This window comes from Microcoleus sp. T3_D1, assembly GCF_036700405.1.
In the GTDB taxonomy this organism is placed as follows: domain Bacteria; phylum Cyanobacteriota; class Cyanobacteriia; order Cyanobacteriales; family Microcoleaceae; genus Microcoleus.
Map to the genome: position 1 here is coordinate 96,064 of NZ_JAUBOV010000014.1, position 17,224 is coordinate 113,287.

Below are 17,224 nucleotides of genomic sequence, written 5' to 3' on the forward strand. Positions count from 1 at the left end.
GAAAGGCTTATTGACAATGGTGCAACATCTCAATTCGATCGAATTATCTATGCGAAAACCGCAGGTGGAGAGATTGATTGGATTGATGCGTTTCAACAGCTAGCAAGCTTCGGTATCAAACGCTTGGCGATTCTGGGCGGGGGAAAACTGGTAGCGTCTGTGCTGGCGGCAGGCTTGGTAGACGAACTTTGGCTGACGGTGTGCCCGTTAATTTTGGGCGGCGCGGATGCACCGACACCAGTGGAGGGAAAGGGTTTTTTGGCGGATTTAGCTCCGAAATTGGAGCTTTTGGCGGTTAAACAGGTGGGACAAGAGGTATTTTTGCATTATAGATTCGGGGCGGGCTAGAAGCCCAACCCCTACTCCCCACAACACTTGTGTGGCACAGGCATCTTGCCTGTGGCGGGCTCGCGTGCCCAACCCCTACTCCCCACAACACTTGTGTGGCACAGGCATCTTGCCTGTGGCGGGCTCGCGTGCCCAACCCCTACTCCCCACAACACTTGTGTGGCACAGGCATCTTGCCTGTGGCGACTAATTACACAAGCAGGGGAGATTGTATTAACTTAAATGAAGTTCGATCGCTCTACGCACAAGTCTCCCTATGCTGAAACAGCCAAAACCTCAATATTCTGTAGCCTGGATTAGCAAAATAGGCGAAATCCCGCAAGCGTCGTGGGATGCCCTGGCGATGCCACTAAAAACTCCATTTCTGGAATGGGATTGGCTTAACAATCTCGAAGTATCGGGCAGTGCGACAGGTAAAACCGGTTGGCTACCGCATCACTTGACTGTGTGGCGAGACAAACAGTTGATTGCTTGCGCGCCACTTTATGTCAAAAGCCACAGCTACGGCGAATTTGTGTTCGACAATCAGTGGGCCGATTTAGCTCAACGTTTGGGCATTAAATATTATCCGAAATTGATGGGAATGACGCCGTTTACTCCGGCTGAAGGCTATCGGTTTTTGATTGCTGAGGGGGAAGATGAAGACGAGTTAACCGGAGTAATGGTAAGCGCGATCGACCATTTTTGCGATCGCCACAATATCTCAGGCTGCAATTTCCTTTATGTCGATCCCGAATGGCGCGAAAGAATGGAACGCCACGGTTTCAGCAGTTGGCTGCACCACAGCTATATTTGGCAAAATCAAGGCTATCAAAATTTTGACAATTATTTAGGCGCATTTAATGCCAACCAGCGCCGCAATATCAAACGCGAACGCAAAGCAGTTGACCAAGCTGGTTTGTTGGTAAAAACGCTGACTGGCGATGAAATTCCCCAAGCCATGTTTGGTCAAATGTATGCTTTTTATGAGAATACTTGCGACAAATTTGGTTGGTGGGGAAGCAAGTATCTGACTAAGCGATTTTTTGAACAGTTGCACCACAATTATCGCGATCGAGTTTTATTTGTAGCCGCCTACGACAAGGAAGATGACAGACAGCCGATGGGTATGTCTTTTTGTTTGTATAAGGGCGATCGACTGTACGGGCGTTATTGGGGCAGTTTGCAGGAAATCGACTGCTTGCACTTCGATGCTTGTTACTATACGCCGATCGAATGGGCGATCGATCGGGGCATCCAAAGCTTCGATCCCGGTGCCGGCGGGCGGCACAAAAAACGGCGCGGCTTTCCAGCTACGCCAAATTATAGTTTGCACCGATTTTATAACAACCGTCTGGCCCAAATTCTCAAGTCTTATATCGGTCAAATCAACGAAAGAGAACAGGAAGAAATTGATGCAATCAACGAGGATTTACCTTTTACTAAATTACCTCCGTTGTTACTCGGCGAGTGACGGTTGACTGGGAATTTGGAATTGGAAATTAGTAACAGCCCATCGGTGTCAACCTAATACTAAAACCCTGTGTATATCTCGTTTGTATCGAAGTTTCGAGCCCCCTAAATCCCCCTTAAGAAGGGGGAATTTGAATGCTCTTCCCCCTTTATTAATGGGAGTTAGAGGGGACGTAAGAATACTCTTGTCCCACCCCCTACTCCCCTTATTAAGGGGGGTTAGGGGGGATCGAGACTCAACTATAAACGATATTGATTATGGATTTTAGGATGGCGAATTAAATAATTTACACAAGTTTGTGGGAAGTAGGGGTTGGGCACTCTTAGCCCGCCATTTCTGGACGGGCGGGACGCCCATCCCACAAGAACCATCAAAATTCTAAGTTATTTAATTCTCATTCCTTAGTCTGAAGTTGACACGAATGGTAACAGTCAACAGTCAACAGTCAACCGTCAACCGTCAACCGTCAACAGTCAACCGTTAAACTAATTCAAAACTACCTTGCCATCTTCCTGAATTTGCAGCGATTTTGTATCAGCGTCCAACTCAGTTGTCGCGCCGAAACTGACTTGCAACATTCCCGGCATCGCGGTTGCTTGGGGGCGAACCAGCAGCAATCCGCCGTCTGGGCGCTGGTAAGTGAGGGTGATTGGCACTTGGATGGTTTTCAGCAAAATTTCCGATTGTTCGCCCAGAGTGCGCGGCTGGGTGACGCCTACGATTTGATAATTGATGACGGCATTGGTGGTATTCACCAGTTTAATTACTATCATGCCTTCGGCAGGCGTAACTCGCGCACTGGGCATGGGGAAGCGGGCAGGCGCGTCTGTTGGTGTAGAGGGCATCCCGCTGAGGCCCGGACTCGCAGCCGGAGTTGGTTCGCTGACGGGTTCTTCAGTGGCTGCGGGAGTCTGTGCGGGTTGGGAAACGGGTTTTCCTTGTTGGGGCGGTGGGCCGCCGGCCTGGGAAAGTGTTGCGAGACTAACGAGTAAACCTCCGCAGGTGGCTGCTAGCAAGCTGATTTTTTTAAACGGTAGATTGTGGCGAAACATAAATAACTCCTCACAAGTTCGATCGAGGTTTTCCAACAACGTTTATGTTAATCTATGCGGGAATTGAATTTTAATAGCTGGGTTTGTGCGCGAGGTAGGAAGAATAAGGGTTTGAGGGGTAGATTTTTTTTAAACCGCAGAGGGCGCAGAGGGCGCAGAGTCCGAGGGGAAGAGAGGATTTTTAGAGGTGAGATGCTTCTGATTTGTGGGCGGGGAGGGTGACGGTAACGGCTGTACCTCGATCGACTTGGCTGTCAATGCGGATGTGGCCGCGGTGATTTTCGACAATTGCTTTGGCGATGGCTAATCCTAAACCGGAACCAGCGGCGCTGCGGTGGGTTCGGGCGGGATCTACGCGGTAGAATCGATCGAACAAATGCGACAGGGCTTCTGCGGAAATTCCGATGCCGGTGTCTGTTACTTTGATTTGCAGCGCTGGATTTAACATGGGTGAATTTCTTTTGTTTTTAGCTGCAAGTTGCAATTCTACTTCAATTTCGCCGCCAGAGGGCGTGTACTGCACGGCGTTGCTGACGAGATTTGTAAACAGTCGGGCTAATTGATCCCAGTCGCCCAACAGTGTAAAGTTGTCCTCAGCGTTGGGCAGATCGACAATTTCCAAAGAAAGAGAGAGATTTTGGGTAGTGGCGATCGCCTGTTGTTCTTCAATTACCTCCATCAGCAAAGCATCGAGGGGAACCTCAATCCACTGCTGCTGCACGATACCGCTATCTTGTCTGGCTAAAAATAGCAAATCGTCAACCAAGCGCCCCAAACGGCGGGTGAGGCGTTCGATAACTTGTAGCTGTTGATGCTGCTGCGGTTCGATATCCGGTTCCGCCAAAGCTACTTGGACGTTAGTTTGGATAGTGGCGATCGGATTTCTGAGTTCGTGAGAAGCATCAGCGGTAAACTGTTTGAGACGCCCGTAAGACTCCCGCACCGGTGCCATCGCCAATCCCGACAGCAGCCAGCCAATAGCCGCCACGCAAATTAGAGTTAAACTCGCGCCCAAAATCAAATCAAGAATTAATTGGCGGATGGGTTTTGTCACTTCAAACCAAGGATGGCTGACTCGCAAATATCCCAGAACTTGGCGGCCGATTTGTACTCGCTGCGTTACTTGTCTGAGGGAATAGTTTTGAGTTGTCCGAATGCTAATTGGTTTGGTAGAAACGCGATTTGTATTTTGTGCAATAGACTTTTCACTACCTAAATTTAGATTTTCCTGCCAACCTGCATTCAAACCGCCATCAAAATCTCTTCTTTCTCCCCTCTGCGCCCTCTGCGCCTCTGCGGTTAAATCCCTCTTCTCTCTATCCATTAAACCCCTGACATCCCGTACATTGCCCGTTGCCCAACTTTCTTCTGCCTGATTTGTGCCCTCTAACTGCAACTTATTATTAATTATCCACACTGTTTCGCCGGTGCGGTTAGCGTGAATCGGAATATTCAGCGGTTCCGATAAAGTAGACCACAGCAATTCGCCCGTAGGACTGAACCATTCTAAATCAATATGGTCGTCTTCTACTGCATCGGTGCTATCTCGAAAACTCGCTTGAATATTAACTTGCAATTTATCTTTATCTGTGGTGCTAGGGAAAGTTAGCGGTTCGATAACGAGAGTTCGCTCTATTACTTCTACAACATGATTGAGGGTGTCATCAATGCGATCGATCAAAGTAGTGCGGACGTAGAAATAGAAACCAGTGGCGAATACAAGTAACAATACGGCTGTAACGGCAGTGTACCAAATAGCGAGGCGGCGGCGGGTAGCTTGGAACATATTGCGAAGGAAGTTCGGCAACGGATTGTGTAATGGATTAAACTGATTTAACTCATATGTTGCACCATTCTCAATTAGCCTTTTCTGAACAGGCAAGATGCCTGTTCCACAAGACCATCTATTCGGGAGCATCTCAGTTTTGCATTTACAGTGCGAGCGTCCCCGCTCGCGTATTGTACAATACGCGAGCGGGGACGCTCGCACTACAATAAAAAAAATGCTTTTTACAAAACTGAGATGCTCCCATCTATTCTTTGTGGAACAGGCATCTTGCCTGTTGCTGACAATGGTGCAACATCTCAGTTTAACCAATTTAATAACTATAACCTTCTTCTCTTCCTTCGTGTTATTCGCGCCTTCGCGGTTCGTTTAAAAAAAGCCTTGTTTGCCCATCATCCAAAAAAATTATAACAACTTTCCATTCTTGATACTTCAGACAGATGTGGAGAGAGCTGTCATCCTAGTATTATAATCGCGAAACTTTTTAGGTAAAAATCTGTGACAAAATTTTTATTTCGAGCTGCGATCGGGCTGTTAATGGCCTTTTTTGGGGCAATTACCTATTTTACAAACGACGTACAAAATCCGGTAACTGGAGAGAGACAGCGGGTGCAGCTTTCTCCCCGCCAAGAGATAGTTTTGGGATTGCGGGCGCGAGATCAAATGGCCGCCAAGCATGGGGGGCTTTATCCCAGCCAGAGTATTCAGCAGTATGTCGATCGAGTAGGAGCACGAGTTGTCAACGGTTCGGCCGCGAAACAAGCGGGTTATCCGTTTGAATTCCACCTGCTGCGAGATGCCCAAACTGTCAATGCTTTTGCTTTACCGGGCGGACAAGTTTTCATTACCGCCGGACTCCTGGGGCGGCTAAATTCCGAGGCTCAGTTGGCCGCTATACTAGGGCACGAGGCCGGTCACGTGGTGGGCCGACACGGTGCGGAACACTTGGCAAAGCAGCAGTTGGGCAGGTCTTTGGTAACGGCGGTTGGGGTGGCTACTAGCGACGATCGCGGGGGCGGACAGCAGGCAGCATTAATTGCTCAAGCTGTCAATCAAGTTGTCGGTTTGCGGTACGGTAGGTCTGATGAACTTGAGAGCGATCGGCTTGGGTTTCGGTTTATGACCGAGGCGGGTTACGATCCGAGAGGTATTGTTGAGGTGATGCAAATCCTCGGTGCCGCTAGGAAGGGCGAAGCGCCGCCGGAGTTTTTGAGTTCTCACCCGAATCCTGAAAACCGAGTTGAAAAGTTGCAAGCTTTAATCGCGCAAAATTTCCCTAACGGCGTTCCAGCTAATTTGGTGTCGGGACGCGAAGAGTTTGCTAAAAATGTGTCGGGCGGTTAGCAATAATTGCATCGGGCTTTACAAAAGTTATTACTATAGGCGGATCTAAGTTCGGCTTGGATTTGACACGATCGACTTAATGAGCGATCGAGCAATTGGAAAGTTGAAAACCATGATTGAATCTTGGATGATTATCGGCGGCGTGACTTTCTTAGTCGCGTTCGGTACTCTGTTTTTTAAACTGCGCGATATTAACTGGGCAGTCAAACTTGAAAGACCGGATTGGATGTTTTTTGAGCCTGCTATTCCGTTAATTTGGACGGTGATTTTTGCTTGCGGGGCCGGCAGCGCTACTTTCGTATGGGAACAGGAACCCGGTAGTCTCAAAACTTGGCTGCTGATGGCTTTCTACTTGCTTTTAGAAATTGTCACAGTTGCTTATATTCCTGCTACTCTCAGAGCAAAAAGTCTCAAAGTAGGGACAATTTTGGGAGGGGCTGGCGAGATTTTAGGGGCTGTGTTGACGTTGGCTGTTTTGCCGATTTCTCAAACCGCCGCTTTGTTACTTTTGCCTTACGTGATTTGGGGTGCGATCGGCACTTATACCACTTGGGAAATGATTCAGTTAAACCCAGAAGCTGCATAAATATTCGGTGTTCTTCGGCGCACCCTACATACTATAACGCTCTTCTATTCTCTTCCTTGGTGTCCTTAGCGTCTTCGCGGTTCGTTTAAAAAAACATTGTTAATAATAGCAAATCCGTGCTAGGGGGTTAACCCACCCGATAAAGTGAGGAAATCCGCTTAACAGTGTGTGGGTATTGGATGAGAAAATAGATGAATAAAACGGCTTTAAATCAAAGGATGACAGTTATCAATGGCCATTAAAGACCAGCCCCAACCACCTCGTTTTCGACAAATTAGCAATGTCTTGTTATTGCTCTCAAGTTTGTTTTTGCTGGCCAACATCTTTTTACCGAATTTGTTCGGCCCCCAAATTCCGCAAGTGCCTTACAGCTTGTTCGTCCATCAAGTACAAGAACAAGATGTAGCGCGAGCTTCGGTAGGTCAAAATGAAATTCGCTACCAACTCAAAGGCGAAGGTGACAAACCCGGTCAAGTGCTGTCAACTACGCCGATTTTTGACCTGGAATTACCTAAACTTTTGCAAGAAAAAGGCGTTGAATTTGCGGCAACTCCCCCTTCTAAAAATGGCTGGATCGGCAGTGTTTTAAGCTGGGTGGTTCCGCCGCTGATTTTTGTGGCGATTTTTCAATTTTTCATGAACAGGCAGGGTGGCGGGCCACAGGGTGCGCTGTCGATCGGCAAAAGCAAAGCTAAGGTCTATGTAGAAGGCGAAGCGGCGAAAATTACTTTTGCTGATGTGGCTGGAGTAGAAGAGGCTAAAACTGAATTAGTCGAAGTTGTTGAATTCCTGAAAACTCCCGACAGATTTACAGCAATTGGCGCGAGAATTCCCAAAGGCGTGCTGTTAGTCGGACCTCCGGGAACTGGCAAAACCCTGTTAGCAAAAGCAGTGGCTGGTGAAGCTGGCGTGCCGTTTTTTAGCATATCGGGTTCGGAGTTTGTGGAACTGTTTGTAGGTGTTGGTTCTGCAAGAGTTAGAGATTTATTCGAGCAGGCTAAGAAACAGGCTCCTTGTATTATTTTCATTGATGAATTGGACGCGATCGGCAAATCCCGCAGCAGTAACGCTAGCTTCGGTGGGAATGATGAACGCGAACAAACTCTCAATCAACTGTTAACTGAAATGGACGGTTTTGCGGCGGGCAATACTACGGTAATTGTTCTGGCTGCAACTAACCGCCCGGAAAGTTTGGATGCTGCTTTGTTGCGCCCTGGCCGTTTCGATCGCCAAGTTTTAGTCGATCGCCCTGATTTATCTGGTCGCGAAGAAATTTTGAACATTCACTCTCAAAAAGTGAAGTTGGGCCCAGATATTGACTTGAAGGCCGTCGCCGCTCGCACCCCCGGTTTTTCGGGCGCAGATTTGGCAAATTTGGTCAATGAAGCTGCTTTGTTGGCGGCCCGCAACAAACGACTAACTGTAGCGCAGGAAGACTTTTTTGAGGCGTTTGAGCGCGTTGTGGCCGGCTTGGAAAAGAAAAGCCGGGTACTCAATGAAAAAGAGAAAAAGATTGTGGCTTACCACGAAGTCGGACACGCGATGGTTGGTGCTGCGATGACTGGCGGTGGCGAAGTGGCCAAAATCTCGATCGTGCCGCGCGGTATGGCTGCTTTGGGTTACACGTTGCAGGTACCGACTGAAGACCGTTTCTTGTTGGATGAATCGGAGTTGCGCGGTCAAATTGCTACACTGCTTGGAGGGCGATCGGCTGAGGAAGTGGTGTTTGGTAGCATTACTACTGGCGCTTCAAATGACTTGCAAAGGGCGACGGATTTAGCTGAACGCATGGTGACAACTTACGGGATGAGTAAGGTTTTGGGGCCTCTAGCTTACGATCGAGGTCAGCAAGCAATGTTCCTCAGTGATGGTATGGGAAATGCCCGCCGTGCTGTGAGCGCTCAAACTGCTGAGGCGATCGACCAAGAAGTGAAGGAAATTGTCGAAACTGCACATCAGCAAGCTTTGGATATTCTGAAAGCAAATCGGGAATTGTTGGAAACAATTACGCAGAAGCTGTTGGAAACTGAGGTTGTGGAAGGTGACGCACTTCGCGAATTCCTCGGTCAAGTGCGGCCTTTAGATAAGGTTGCGGCTTCAGTTTAATAGGGTTTAATTAAACCGCCGATGAACGCAGATGATTTGAAATCATCTGCGTTTTTTTATAGTTACTGGTAGGAATCGCGTTAGGTTACAACCCTTTGATATACTGCCTCAATACAGGTGGGAGAGTGTAAAGACTTTCCTGTTTTTCTATCAAGCAGCGCCGTGATAAAGATTGGAGCGCGTTGAGTAAATCTGATGATGATATTTGTCCTTTTTCTAGCAATTTTGCCAAGTTGACTGGCTGGTTTTCCCTAGCCAACAAAGACATAACTTGTTTTTCTAGTTCGGAAGTGCGATCGTACTGCTGCTGTAAAACATCTTTCAAATCTTCCGGCAACAATATAGTATCATCTAGTAATAATTCTGTGGCGCTGATTCCCAACTCTTCAATCAGATTCGCTACGCTTTTCAACCATAGGGGGTTGCCGTGGTAGCGCTGAATGAGTGCTTCACTGTTGTCGCTTTCTTCTAACCCATAATCTCTGAGTATTTCCCGTCCGGCTGGGAGGTCTAAACCCTTGAGTTGTAAGGTACGAATAAGAGTATTTTGGCTTTTAAATTGAGTCACTTCTCTGGGTTGTTCCCAACCGATCAGCAGAAAGCAACATGGATGGGATAATTTTTCTATTTGTTTGAATAAAGAGCGATATTCTTCGCATTCTGGTTTATATTTTCCTGCCAATTCGCCGCTACAGAAAAGGTTGTGAATGTCATCCAAGACTATTAAACAGCGATACTTTTGCAAATATTTAATCAGCGGTAAGCTTTTCGGGTTTATTGGGGATAAATCTTGTCTTTCTGAATTAGAAAAAAGCTGTATTAGGTTAGATTGAAATTTATCTATGCTGGGGAATTCGTCGAGAGTGTACCAAACTGCGTAATCAAACTCGTCTTTAATTTGTTGTACGAGTTGCACTGCTAAGGATGTTTTGCCGATGCCGCTGATGCCGGTCAGGGCTATGAGGCGACTGCGTTGTTGTAAAATCCATGTGGTGAGGGTGTCGAGTTCGGGGGTGCGATCGTAGAAATCACCCAATTCCGGCATTTCGCTTACATCTTGATGTAGAGTTTTAGTTTGTTTTGAGTTAGCTGTTTCTTGATTAGGTGGGTGTGAGTTTGTTATATCTAGCGGGTATCTAGCTTCTCCACAAAAATTAATATTACGAACTCGAACGTGATCTTGTACAACATTTGAAAATAAGGAGACTTGCAATCTCTCCATTGCCGAGCGAAAATTTGTTTTACTAACATCTTCTCCCAACTCTTCAGAAAGTATCTGCCATAATTGCGAACCAACTTGCTTCACACTACTTTCAGAACAGTCAAAGTGTTTGGCTATGTGCTTGTATGTCTCGCGTTGTAGAGTTCCCCGCAGTACCGCTGCTTGTAAATCGTCAAGGTGCTTACCCGTTTTCTCGAAGACTATGCGATCGGCGATATTTAACATTTCTTTAATATTCATCTGGCAGGGAGATGCGAGAGTTTTGTGTATTGTAGCTCACGTTTGCCGGCCTTTTAGCACTTTTTTGTACAATTTTATACAAAAATAGATTAAACAGAGTGAGATCAGGGAAAGTTTGTAGACTAAATTGAACATTTTTTGACTAAACAAAGCCCTGATTTATAAAAACTATAGAAGAAGTATTAAAGAGTAAACCAGGGACTAAACGCTTGCCGTTTTATACACAGTCCTCCAATCGGTTATTAATTAGGAACAAATAACTTTATGACACTCAAAATCTTAACTTTTATCTTAGGTAGCATCTTGCTTTTGATCGGCATTTTTGGAGGTGGTTTTCAGGTAAAAGAACTGAAAATACCTCAAATAGGGAAGTTTTCACGTTTTCTGGCAACGAGCTTAGGTATATTTTTCATACTGATAAGTATAGGTCTAGACGAACAGCCACCGACTCCGCCACCGTTCTCGCCACCGACTTCGCCACCGTCCTCGTCATCGCCTTCTTCATCGGGTCCGCGTATCTTCAGGAATAGACCTGTCTCTTTTAATTTGACAAATCAAACAAGTCGAAACATCGAAAGATTTTTTGCTTCACCTGCAAATGTCAATTCTTGGGAAGAGGATATATTAGGTACTGAGGTATTACGGCCTGGACAAAAGACAAAGATTACAATTCAAGATGGTGAAGACTGTATGTATGACTTTCGGGCAAGATTAGGAGCCGCCCCAAATGGTAGTGTAGGACCTGGTGATATGATTCAATCTCAGATAAATATTTGCAGCGATTTTCATGAGTGGGGATTTGTAGAAAAATGATTGTGAGTCCTGTTGTTTTAGCTATATTGATTATCTCTATAATGAGCGGGATGCCTAAGCTTGAAACATACTCACCAAGATGGAGTGCAGCCGAACAAATTTTTCCACTCACAATCTTATCCATTTCCACCATTCCAGTGCGATGATTATACGGATAGCGATCGCCCTTCACGCACAAAAGGCGATCGCCCCTCACGCATCAAAAGCGATCGCATCCAATCAATGCAGGAATTACATTATGATTGGTCTGGCGATCGTTATGAAGCAGCGCTGGCCCAGACACAGAACGAATGGGAGAAAGTTTGATAGTTTAATTTACTCAACAGGAGAACAGCAATGGCATGGGTGTTTAGCTTATCGGCTGAATGTGGCACAAAGCAATCTGAAGCACAGCAATTTGCTCAATATTTCAATGAAATTTCCTGGGTGATCTCAAACGGTAGACATTCCCAATGTCGGGCAGAAACTTTTCAGGACATAGAAGAAAATTGGTGGTGTCGAGTTTGTCCAAGTGGCATCAGTGAGATTGGGATTGACACTCCAGAAAGTGCTTATTTAATGACGGAAATAGGTATACTTCTGTATCAGAGTTTGCGGTTTGCTCCACCGTTTCGGTATGCTTTAGTTGGTATGGAAGTAGATGAGTTTAGAACCTACAGGGAATTGATTGAAGAGCCTGCCTTGGTTTTTCCTGGATTGGTTTTAGCTGAAGCTGTTTGGCAAGCAACGGGAGCATCTTCGGTTTTTCGATCGTTCAGTCTGGGATATGTTTGGAAGCCCTATGAAGGTGAAGTTTATAGACCACTACTAGCCTCGCCTGACCTAAAAAACAAGCTTGATGAATTGCTGAGGGTGGGGTAAATCCTTTTAGTGGAGACATCGCCCCCTGCCTATCTAATTTACACCCAACAAACCCAATCAACTCAGTAGTTTTCCCGATCGCACCCTCAAATCTTTAGGCGGTTTTACTTGCCTTCTTCTTTTTTCGATAGCGCGATTCTGCTATTGTTTGTTTGGTAAACTCTATTTCCTCAAAATCGACCTGCATCACAGCCGTCTTAAACTCCAGCCCCAAAACACAGCTAATTTCAAGGAGTTCCATATAACTAGCACCTTGATAATCTTTCTTCTCGTGTTCCTTAAGGCGTTCAGGATCCATATCCAACCTTTCTGCTAGTTCTTCCACGCTGATTTTTGCTGCCATTCGAGCTTTAATTAAAGCATCTGATAGTTTATTGAAATTCTCAACTACAAGTTCGATCGGCTTACTCTTGTCCCACGCCATCAATCGTTCATATTCTGCTATTTCTTCGTGCAACTGATCCAAATGGCGCTGAATCGAACCTCTACCAGCATCCCATTTGAGGAAGTCCTTTCTTTTTGCTTCTTCATCCCGCTCCATTGCTGCTAGAGTTTTGTTGAATTTTTGCACCCAATCTTTGCTGACTCCGTACTCAAATTCATTTTTAATCACGGTTCCCACCTCATTAAATCGAGCGCTATAATTCCTTTCTTGTTTTGCCCTCTGTCGCTTTGAAAAAATTCAAAGGAATTTTCTCCGTAATTGCCTACAGGTTCGTCTGAGGGAAAAATCTCCCCTCGATACTTAGCTTTTTGGGCATTTCGATCCTGATGATTGAACAATCTAGGAGCATTGATTCTCAGATACTCCCTGTCTACAGTTTCTCTATCGTAACAAGCATCAAAATCATTAGGTTTGTCTTTGCTGGTAACAAAACTACCATCAATATAGATAGTTCTAGCACCTGCCGCTTTTAACTGAGTCATTGCCAGTTTCAACCCCTTTATCATGTTCTTTCTGGGAACAGTCGTACCAAATCTTTCCTCAAACTCCTCCCATTCGCACCAATGAACTCCCCGTGGTAGATTGCCGTTTTCATCGAATTCTGGAATCACTTACTCACACCCGCGCCGCAAATTAGTTGTGCGAGTCGATCGTACCACAGCTACCATTATAAACAAACAAAAACCAGGTTGGTTCAAACAACCTGGTTTTTCAATATTCTTGCTGCATTTTCGATAGCTCAAATTCAGGGTACGTAGGCCATAACTGGAGTACCTTGCTGCTGCTGCGCGATTTCCAAAAGCCGCTGAATTCGCTCCTCTGTCGGCGGGTGAGTGCGGAAAAGTGACTGCAAACCTTTAGTCGAAAAAGGATTCACAATCAGCAGCGGCGACATCGCAGGATTGCCGTGCATCGGAATTTCATGACCCATTTTCTCCAATTTCTGCAGCGCGTTTGCTAAACCGATCGGGTTATTGGTAATTTCCACGGCCCCACTGTCGGCTGCAAATTCCCTCGTCCGAGAAATCGCCATTTGAATTACGGTTGCTGATAGCGGTGCTAAAATGATTAAAAACAGCAAACCAAACGGATTCGCGCCTTGTCTGCTATCCCGCGTTACCGGGCCGTAAAGCGCTCCAAAAGTCAGAATTCGCCCGACAAATGTAATTGCACCCGCAATTGTTCCTGCAACTGCTTGAGTGAGGGTGTCGCGGTTGCGGATGTGGGTCAGTTCGTGGGCTAAAACGCCTTCTAATTCTTCGCGGGAAAGCAGCTTGATGATGCCTTCAGTAACTGCTATTGTCGCGTGTTCCGGGTCTCTTCCTGTGGCGAATGCATTGGGAGATTGAGTGGGAACTAGAAATATTTTCGGCACCGGAATTTGGGCTTTTTCGCTCAGCGATGCTACCATATCGTAGATTTCTGGTGCTTCGCTGCGGGCGATCGGCTGAGCGCGGTAAGCCATTAACGCAGCCGTGTCGGAATAGTACCAAGAGCTAAAACTTGAGAAGGCTGCTAGCGCTAAACCGATGTAAAGTCCTTGCTCGTTGCCGATTAAATAATAACTTCCTAAAACGAGAAGGCCGCTTAGGAGTCCTAAGAGAGCGGCTGTTCTGAGTTGATTTGTTCCTAACATGGCGGGTTGAGGGCGATCGCTATTTTGATATTTTTGAGCTTGTAATTAGATTTTCATATTTGCGGGCGATCGCGCCTCTATCTGCCGAAATAACTGCTGTCGCCAATAGTAGTATTTCACCTTTTGAGTCAGAAACTGGGAACGCCTCGGAAGGCTCTCTCGCCTGCTCTCAAGAGGCGGTAGAGCCGCAGGATATGACATTTCCAGGCTCTGCTTGGAAACGAGATTAAACGAGATAACCATTTTAAATACCCTTGGACTGCAATTACGGTATAATTGGTGAATATGACATAGTAAAAATTCCACATAAATCATGACTATCGATATAGAGATTTTTCAAACTGTCATCAAGATGCCAGAATCTCTCAAACAAGAGATATTGCATTATGCAAAATATCTACTTGAGAAACACGCAAAAACTGAATCATCTCATGAAAAACTTGAACAACTTCACGGTTATGGTAGTTGGGCAGGTCAGATCGTGATGTCTGATGATTTCGATCGACCGCTGGAAGATTTAAAGGAATATATGTAACGTTGATTTTGGCTGATGGCAAGACTCTATTATCGAGGCATGGCAGAAGAAAACGGTAAACCAAAAATGGGACGCAACGCGAGGTTACTGGGAGTCAGACCCAGTATTGACATTGATGTTGAGCAAGTGCCCAAAGAATGGTTGGATGAACAAGGTTATTTACTACCAGAAACAGAGCGCAAGTCTTCGGATGAATCTGTCACTGTAGCCATAAGAAACACAAAAGGAATGTCCGTCTCCCTCTCTATCGAAGGCTTGCCATCATTCCGCAAACCCTCAAAATTTGGCGGAACAGGGAAAGATCCTCTTTGGCAGATTGACGACAGCAAGATCGTCGGAGATATTGAAGCTGTGCAAGATAGTCCAACTCATGTCAGTATTTTGCCAAGCGCTACAATGCTTTTAGAGAAATATGAAGCAGCGCTGGCCCAGACACAGAGCGAATGGGAGAAAGTTTAATAGTTTAATTTAGTCAACGGGAGAACAGCAATGGCATGGGTGTTTAGCTTATCGGCTGAATGTGGCACAAAGCAATCTGAAGCACAGCAATTTGCTCAATATTTCAATGAAATTTCATGGGTTCTATCAAACGGTACACATTCCCAATGTCGGGCAGAAAGTTTTCAGGATATAGAAGAGAATTGGTGGTGTAGAGTTTGTCCAAGTGGCATCAGTGAGATTGGAATTGATACTCCCGAAAGTGCTTATTTAATGACGGAAATAGGTATATTTTTGTATCAGAGTTTGCGGTTTGCTCCACCGTTTCGGTATGCTTTAGTTGGTATGGAAGTAGATGAGTTTAGAACCTACAGCGAATTGATTGAAGAGCCTGACTTGGTTTTTCCCGGCTTGGTTTTAGCTGAAGCTCTTTGGCAAGCAACTGGAGCATCTTCGGTTTTTCGATTGTTCAGTCTCGGATATGTTTGGAAGCCCTATGAAGGTGAAGTTTATAGACCACTACTAGCATCGCCCGATCTAAAGAACAAGCTTGATGAATTGCTGAGCGTGGGGTAAATCTCTTCAATCGCCCACAGTATATTCTTGTTTAAGCAATTTAGATATCCGACTTCTTAAATAAGTCGGATATCTGGCTATTAGGTGGAATTCTCCAACCCTAAACCGCTTGCACTTGCTTTTCCTCAACAGCAACAGGTTCTTGATATACAGTTTGAGACTCATTAGCCAAAAAGTCGGCTAATTGAGCTTCAATTTCATCCCGCACAATCTGGCGGTATTCCAGGAAATGCTCGTTGTGAGCACATACTGTTAAATAATGATCCCAAACAGCAGGATTGCGTTTGAGAATGCTGAACAAATGATGCCAGAACTTCCACCGAGTTTTGCGCTTGACTCCCTGCCGCCAAACCACAGTTAGCAGTGCTCGCAAGTCTATCCAACTGGGAATTCTTGCAGGTATCTTTGCTGTAGGTGCACCCAACATTAAGAAATGGCGATAAGTCCGGTCTAAATATTTCTCAGCATCGTACACTTCGCAGAATGCCTCGACATATTCACGGGCAATATCTTCGAGAGGCCGCGTCGGGATAAAGTTCATCAAGGTAGTCTGGTTGAGGTTGCCAGATTTGTCACGCAACCGCCCTTCTTTTGCTAGTCTGTGGGACAATGCAGTGTGTGGCAAAGCTTGCAGCATTCCAAAGGTTGTGCTCGGAATGGCTGCTGCTTCGGCAAACTTGACAATCCGCTGACCGGCACCGGGTTTTTCGCCGTCGAATCCGATGATAAATCCGGCCATTACTCGCAAACCAGATTTGGCAATTAACTCTACGGATTCGATCAGGGAATTGCGGGTATTTTGGAATTTCTTGGTCATTTGCAGGCTTTCTTCGTCGGGAGTTTCAATCCCTAGAAACACTGCATTGAAATTGCAAGCAACCATCATGTCCATCAATTCTTGGTCTTGGGCTAAATCGATGGATGCTTCGGTGTTGAAAGTAAACGGGAATTTGTGTTCTTCTTGCCAGACTTTTAAGTCTTTTAGCAACAGTTTGACGCTGCGTTTGTTGCCGATAAAGTTGTCGTCTACCATGAACACGCCGCGCCGCCAGCCCAAGTTGTAGAGATAGTCTAATTCTGCTATCAATTGTTGGGGGTTTTTGGTGCGGGGTTTGCGGCCGTAGAGGACGATGATATCGCAGAATTCGCACTGGAAAGGACAGCCTCTGGAAAATTGAATCGACATCGAGTCGTAGGCGTCTAATTCCAGCAAGTCGAAGCGGGGAACCGGGGTTGTGGTAACATCGGGTTTTACGCCGTCCGATCGATAAATTCCGCTTTTTTCGCCGCGCCCTATTGCTTCGACAAACATCGGCAAGGTGATTTCGCCTTCGTCGAGGATCAGGTAATCTATGCCCGCTGCTTGAGGTTCTTCGGGTACGGAAGTCGGGTAAGGGCCACCACAAGCTACGGATTTACCGCGCCGTTTTGCTTCGCGAATGATGTCTAGCAAATCTTCTTTTTGGACAATCATTGCGGAGAGAATAACGAGCTCTGCCCATTCCCATTCTGCTTCGGTGATTTGTCTGATGTTGCGATCGACTAACTTAAATTCCCATTCTTGGGGTAAAATAGCTGCTACCGTTACCAAACCCAGCGGTGGCAGCAGCACTTTACGATCGACTAATTCTAGGATTTTCTCGTAAGACCAAAATGTTTTCGGAAACAGCGGGTAAACTAAAAGAACTCGCATTATATGTTAAACCTCACCAAAAAACTGGGTCTGAAGCCCCGTCCTTATAGGACGGCTTTACATTGAATTAAATCCCCTTTCGGGGTCGGA

The 17,224-nt window shown here is 45.9% G+C and carries 19 protein-coding genes; 12 read left to right on the forward strand and 7 right to left on the reverse strand.

Going from position 1 to position 17,224, the window contains the following annotated elements; genetic code table 11:
• Together QT992_RS09250 and QT992_RS09255 are read left to right on the forward strand one after the other, a co-directional pair.
• Window positions 1–348 (forward strand): dihydrofolate reductase family protein (locus tag QT992_RS09250; RefSeq protein WP_333337398.1); only part of this gene is annotated, 348 nt, incomplete at its 5' end.
• Between the two features lie 256 nt (window positions 349–604).
• Window positions 605–1,801, forward strand: a complete 1,197-nt coding sequence (locus tag QT992_RS09255) for a GNAT family N-acetyltransferase (RefSeq protein ID WP_333319295.1) — start codon at window positions 605–607, stop codon at window positions 1,799–1,801.
• Between the two features lie 485 nt (window positions 1,802–2,286).
• On the opposite strand, the gene QT992_RS09260 is transcribed toward QT992_RS09255, so the two are convergent.
• A complete protein-coding gene (locus tag QT992_RS09260; RefSeq protein ID WP_333319293.1) occupies window positions 2,287–2,853 on the reverse strand; it encodes a hypothetical protein in 567 nt (188 codons plus the stop codon).
• 181 nt (window positions 2,854–3,034) lie between these two features.
• Window positions 3,035–4,639, reverse strand: a complete 1,605-nt coding sequence (locus QT992_RS09265) for a HAMP domain-containing sensor histidine kinase (protein ID WP_333319333.1) — start codon at window positions 4,637–4,639, stop codon at window positions 3,035–3,037.
• A gap of 498 nt (window positions 4,640–5,137) precedes the next feature.
• On the opposite strand from QT992_RS09265, the gene QT992_RS09270 reads away from it, so the two are divergent.
• The 3 genes from QT992_RS09270 to ftsH4 all read left to right on the forward strand — a co-directional run bounded on the left by QT992_RS09270 (window position 5,138) and on the right by ftsH4 (window position 8,675).
• Window positions 5,138–5,983 (forward strand): M48 family metalloprotease, encoded by an 846-nt coding sequence (locus tag QT992_RS09270; protein ID WP_333320328.1) that lies wholly within the window; start codon window positions 5,138–5,140, stop codon window positions 5,981–5,983.
• Window positions 5,984–6,062: 79 nt separating this feature from the next.
• Window positions 6,063–6,569: a TspO/MBR family protein gene (locus tag QT992_RS09275; protein WP_445251162.1), complete on the forward strand. Its 507-nt coding sequence runs from the start codon at window positions 6,063–6,065 to the stop codon at window positions 6,567–6,569.
• Window positions 6,570–6,800: 231 nt separating this feature from the next.
• Window positions 6,801–8,675: an ATP-dependent zinc metalloprotease FtsH4 gene (gene ftsH4 / locus QT992_RS09280; protein WP_333342646.1), complete on the forward strand. Its 1,875-nt coding sequence runs from the start codon at window positions 6,801–6,803 to the stop codon at window positions 8,673–8,675.
• Between the two features lie 85 nt (window positions 8,676–8,760).
• Here the strand turns inward: ftsH4 and QT992_RS09285 are convergent, their stop codons facing one another.
• Window positions 8,761–10,137: an ATP-binding protein gene (locus QT992_RS09285; protein ID WP_333342648.1), complete on the reverse strand. Its 1,377-nt coding sequence runs from the start codon at window positions 10,135–10,137 to the stop codon at window positions 8,761–8,763.
• 264 nt (window positions 10,138–10,401) lie between these two features.
• On the opposite strand from QT992_RS09285, the gene QT992_RS09290 reads away from it, so the two are divergent.
• Genes QT992_RS09290 through QT992_RS09300 form a run of 3 tightly spaced genes read left to right on the forward strand, consistent with a single transcriptional unit; the run spans window position 10,402 to window position 11,811 of the window.
• On the forward strand, window positions 10,402–10,950 hold the full coding sequence (locus QT992_RS09290) for a hypothetical protein (RefSeq protein ID WP_333342651.1): 549 nt from the start codon (window positions 10,402–10,404) through the stop codon (window positions 10,948–10,950).
• Between the two features lie 60 nt (window positions 10,951–11,010).
• Window positions 11,011–11,256, forward strand: coding sequence for a hypothetical protein (locus tag QT992_RS09295; RefSeq protein WP_333342655.1), 246 nt, complete (start codon window positions 11,011–11,013; stop codon window positions 11,254–11,256).
• A 30-nt stretch (window positions 11,257–11,286) separates the two neighbouring features.
• Window positions 11,287–11,811 (forward strand): hypothetical protein, encoded by a 525-nt coding sequence (locus tag QT992_RS09300; RefSeq protein WP_333342657.1) that lies wholly within the window; start codon window positions 11,287–11,289, stop codon window positions 11,809–11,811.
• Between the two features lie 94 nt (window positions 11,812–11,905).
• On the opposite strand, the gene QT992_RS09305 is transcribed toward QT992_RS09300, so the two are convergent.
• From QT992_RS09305 to QT992_RS09315, 3 genes are all read right to left on the reverse strand, one after another.
• Complete coding sequence (locus QT992_RS09305) at window positions 11,906–12,424, reverse strand: DNA-binding protein (protein ID WP_333144138.1); 519 nt, start codon at window positions 12,422–12,424, stop codon at window positions 11,906–11,908.
• Window positions 12,421–12,867 (reverse strand): DUF6932 family protein, encoded by a 447-nt coding sequence (locus QT992_RS09310; protein WP_333267386.1) that lies wholly within the window; start codon window positions 12,865–12,867, stop codon window positions 12,421–12,423. Before QT992_RS09310 ends, QT992_RS09305 begins: the two co-directional genes overlap by 4 nt.
• Window positions 12,868–13,001: 134 nt before the next feature.
• Window positions 13,002–13,892, reverse strand: coding sequence for a M48 family metalloprotease (locus QT992_RS09315; protein WP_333342660.1), 891 nt, complete (start codon window positions 13,890–13,892; stop codon window positions 13,002–13,004).
• Here QT992_RS09315 and QT992_RS09320 point away from each other — a divergent pair.
• The 4 genes from QT992_RS09320 (at window position 13,880) to QT992_RS09335 (ending at window position 15,441) form a co-directional block, all read left to right on the forward strand.
• The gene (locus QT992_RS09320) at window positions 13,880–14,122 is read left to right on the forward strand and encodes a hypothetical protein (protein WP_333342663.1); all 243 of its coding nucleotides are present in this window, start codon (window positions 13,880–13,882) and stop codon (window positions 14,120–14,122) included. The two genes, QT992_RS09315 and QT992_RS09320, sit on opposite strands and share 13 nt — an antisense overlap.
• Before the next feature lie 83 nt (window positions 14,123–14,205).
• On the forward strand, window positions 14,206–14,427 hold the full coding sequence (gene vapB / locus QT992_RS09325) for a type II toxin-antitoxin system VapB family antitoxin (RefSeq protein ID WP_333342666.1): 222 nt from the start codon (window positions 14,206–14,208) through the stop codon (window positions 14,425–14,427).
• 15 nt (window positions 14,428–14,442) lie between these two features.
• Window positions 14,443–14,886: a Tse2 family ADP-ribosyltransferase toxin gene (locus tag QT992_RS09330; RefSeq protein ID WP_333320344.1), complete on the forward strand. Its 444-nt coding sequence runs from the start codon at window positions 14,443–14,445 to the stop codon at window positions 14,884–14,886.
• Between the two features lie 30 nt (window positions 14,887–14,916).
• Window positions 14,917–15,441 (forward strand): hypothetical protein, encoded by a 525-nt coding sequence (locus QT992_RS09335; protein ID WP_333320346.1) that lies wholly within the window; start codon window positions 14,917–14,919, stop codon window positions 15,439–15,441.
• A gap of 100 nt (window positions 15,442–15,541) precedes the next feature.
• Here the strand turns inward: QT992_RS09335 and QT992_RS09340 are convergent, their stop codons facing one another.
• On the reverse strand, window positions 15,542–17,134 hold the full coding sequence (locus QT992_RS09340) for a B12-binding domain-containing radical SAM protein (protein WP_333342669.1): 1,593 nt from the start codon (window positions 17,132–17,134) through the stop codon (window positions 15,542–15,544).
• Between the last annotated feature and the right edge of the window lie 90 nt (window positions 17,135–17,224).